This is a genomic window from Pseudoalteromonas sp. AWM4_233 (assembly GCF_056158285.1).
Window position 1 is genome coordinate 1 of record NZ_JBSWSZ010000096.1, and the last position, 3,258, is coordinate 3,258.

The following is a 3,258-nucleotide window of genomic DNA, read 5'->3' on the forward strand; positions in this document are numbered from 1 at the left end:
GCTTTGCAGTTTCTAAGGTTCGCTTGTCTGTGGTATCAGCTATGAGTGAGTCTGGGATAACGCTGTAGTTGGCATATTTATCAAGGCCTAAATGATCAGCAGGTACAATAACAACGTCTGTAGAGGTGCTGGTACTGGTATTTTGCACCAGCCTGACTTTTAGCGCCTTTTGGTCAACCAATACAGAATTAACCGTCAAGCCACTTTGCTCAGCAAGTGCACTTAACAGCTCATTAAAGTGCTCATGCTTCATGGTATGGGCTAGGTTTATCGTTGCTGCATAGCAATCAAACGTCACTAGTAGCAACGCCACCCAAAATACTCGCCACACGCTTACATCTACTCAAAAAGAATTGAAATTACTCTTTAGTTAAGCACATATGCCTTAAATTGCCTAGCCTAATCAAGGGTTTTCTTAAACCTAAATGCAGCCACAGCCAAGCCCAAAATTGTAAAGGCTAACAGCCAAAGTAAATCACTGCTCATGCTTATTAGATTGACATCTTTTAGCACGATTCCACGTATTAACCTCAGGTAATGCGTTGCGGGTAGGCACTCAGCAAGCCATTGCGCTGCCTTTGGCATGCCTTCATAAGGAAATACAAAACCTGATAATAATATCGAGGGTAACAGAATGAAAATTGTCATTTGCATTGCTTGAAGCTGATTTTTAGCGATGGTTGAAAGGACTAAGCCAAGCACTAAACTGGCACATATAAACGCAAAGGTTGCGACAACCAATGCGACTAAACCACCTCCAAAAGGAATATGAAACAAGAGCTTACCCATACCTAGTATAATAAATAACTGAATAAAACCAATGAAGATATAAGGCACCACTTTACCAATCATTAATTCAAGTGAGCTTAACGGTAAGGTGATTAAGAGCTCCATATTACCTCGCTCTTGCTCTTTAACAATGGCTGCAGAGGTAAACATAATCATCGTCATGGTTAAAATAACAGCAGCTAAACCTGGCACAATATTCACTGCAGAGCGTTGCTCTGGGTTATAAAATAAGGTCGTCTCAAAGGTCGGATACGTTCTATTCGCAGGCTTATCGAGAAGCTCCGCAAGCGGCATATTACGCAGCGATTTTATGCTCGACGCGACCATTGTATCTGAGCCGTCAACTAACCAATGCGCAATTGGCCTGACTAACGACTCATTACTGCCATCAGGCAAACCAAAACCCACTGTTGGGTGCTGGGCAAGTCGGTTTGCCACATCGTGGGGTATAAACAGCACAGCCCGCACTTTCGCGCTCGCGATTGCTGTTTGTGCCTGCTCTATACTGTCGTAATAATCTGTCACTTTAACCACATTTGTCGCCGATACTGTTTGTACTAAAATGCGACTGAGCGCAGTTTGACTATGATCGACCACTGCAACAGGGATATCTTTAACGTTGGTGTTAATAGCGTAACCAAATAGAATCAGTTGGATAAGGGGGATCATCACCACCATCGCAAAGGTCATTCTATCGCGACGTAATTGTAATAATTCTTTGCTTACAATTGCTTTTATGCGGCTTAATGAAGTCATAATACTCATTGTCGGCCCTGCCCTGTGCAGGTGACAAACACGTCTTCAAGGCTTGGACGCACACTATTTACTTGCCACGTATCCTGACAAAATGATTGCTGTTTTATGAACTCAACGGGATCTTGAACATCTTTTTTTACTAATACTCGCAGCTGTGCACCTAGCTGAGTGGCTGAAATAACATGGTCGATTGTTGCGAGCTGTTTTTTTAATTCTCTGGTTTGCGCACCTGCGATTTCTACAACATGAGCGTGCATGTCTGTCATTAATTGCTTTGGAGAGCCATCCGCGCGTTTAATACCAGATTCTAAAATGGCTAAACGATGACAACGCTCGGCTTCATCCATGTAATGAGTGGTGACTAATATCGTGGTACCGGCATTACTTAAATCAAACAGTGTTTCCCAAAAGTCACGGCGATTTTGTGGATCGACTGCCGATGTTGGTTCATCAAGAAATAAAATTTTCGGTTTATTAATCACTGCAGCAGCTAATGCTAAGCGCTGCCGTTGGCCCCCACTCATACTTCCGGCCATTTGATCGACTCTTTGATCAAGGCCATAGGTATGGAGCAATTCGTCAATTCTTTGTTGCTTTTGCTGCTTTTTAAACGGGTAAAGCGCCGCCATGAACTTTAGGTTTTCAAGTACGGTCAAGTCACTATAAAGTGAAAACTTTTGCGTCATATAACCGAGTTGTGTTCTGAGCTTTTCAGCATCTTTTGGCAGACTCAAGCCAAGCACATTGATATCACCAGAGGTTGGCTTCAATAACCCTGTAAGCATACGGATTGCAGTCGTTTTACCACAGCCATTAGGGCCCAAAAAGCCATAAATTTGCCCTTGCTCAACGTCTAGATCAAGGTTATCAATCGCTTTTAAATCGCCAAATTGTTTTACCAAACCTTTGGCATGGATCACCGATTCAGTCATGGCATAATCACTTGAGCAGGTACGCCTGTCGGTAAATTATTTTCACTTGTGGGTAGTGTTACCTCAGCAAGATACATTAATCGCGCACGTTCTTCCTGATTAAGGGCATAAAAAGGCGTGAACGCAGGCTCTGTGGCAATCCAGGTCAGTTCACCCTGAATATCTTTATCTATGCCATCGACGCGAACCGTAAGCTAGGTGCTGGAGTCTTGTGTCCCAGTTACCAGGTTAACCTTAGCAATACGTAACTGAACGAAGTAAGCGTACATAACATTACGTATTGCTAAGGTTAACGACGGTTAGATTCACCTCTTACACAGCACCTGTGATAGCCACAATCACCAAGGATATAAAACGCGCCCCTAAGTCTGTTGGTGAAAATACGAGGTGCATCCATACGCCAGATATTGCCATTAAGCACGCAGACACAACGGCCAAGCGCCCCATTACTCTGTGCATCTTAGGTCGAGTTATGCGTAATCGAGTTGAGAACTGAGTGGGTAATGAAAAGAAGAAAACAATACCGCTTACACCATGCACCAAAATTGCAGCTGAGAGTTCAAAATAACGGGCATTAATCAAACTTGATGCCTCAGCGATTGCATCTGGGCCGAGTAAGACCAGTGCGACAATAAAAATTGCAGGTATAGCGGGCAGGCCAATTAAGAAGAATAACAGGCTGACTACTTTCCAATTGCTTGGACTTTTTTTGTGATTACTTGTTTTTTGACTACAGTGTACAGGTGCTGTGTAAGAGGTGAATCTAACCGTCGTTAACCTT

Annotated in this window: 4 protein-coding genes and 1 pseudogene; all 5 read right to left on the bottom strand. The window is 43.2% G+C overall.

Annotated elements, in window-relative coordinates; translation table 11 throughout:
- Nucleotides 1-331, bottom strand: a 331-nt coding sequence (locus ACXAC4_RS21015; RefSeq protein WP_475165132.1) for a hypothetical protein, incomplete at its 3' end; no start/stop codon positions are given.
- A gap of 68 nt (nt 332-399) precedes the next feature.
- Nucleotides 400-1,545: an ABC transporter permease gene (locus ACXAC4_RS21020; protein WP_182911238.1), complete on the bottom strand. Its 1,146-nt coding sequence runs from the start codon at nt 1,543-1,545 to the stop codon at nt 400-402.
- A 5-nt stretch (nt 1,546-1,550) separates the two neighbouring features.
- The gene (locus ACXAC4_RS21025; RefSeq protein ID WP_062567026.1) at nt 1,551-2,477 is read right to left on the bottom strand and encodes an ABC transporter ATP-binding protein; all 927 of its coding nucleotides are present in this window, start codon (nt 2,475-2,477) and stop codon (nt 1,551-1,553) included.
- Nucleotides 2,474-2,671: pseudogene (locus ACXAC4_RS21030) on the bottom strand (hypothetical protein); the annotation flags it as partial. The pseudogene ACXAC4_RS21030 and the gene ACXAC4_RS21025, both read right to left, overlap by 4 nt.
- Before the next feature lie 118 nt (nt 2,672-2,789).
- On the bottom strand, nt 2,790-3,258 hold a 469-nt coding region (locus tag ACXAC4_RS21035), incomplete at its 5' end, for a DUF2306 domain-containing protein (RefSeq protein ID WP_475165134.1).

Excerpts from the sequence above, each read along its gene's own strand:
- ACXAC4_RS21025 (WP_062567026.1), bottom strand. The coding sequence starts at position 2,477 with ATGACTGAATCGGTGATCCATGCCAAAGGTTTGGTAAAACAATTTGGC.
- ACXAC4_RS21020 (WP_182911238.1), bottom strand. The coding sequence starts at position 1,545 with ATGACTTCATTAAGCCGCATAAAAGCAATTGTAAGCAAAGAATTATTA.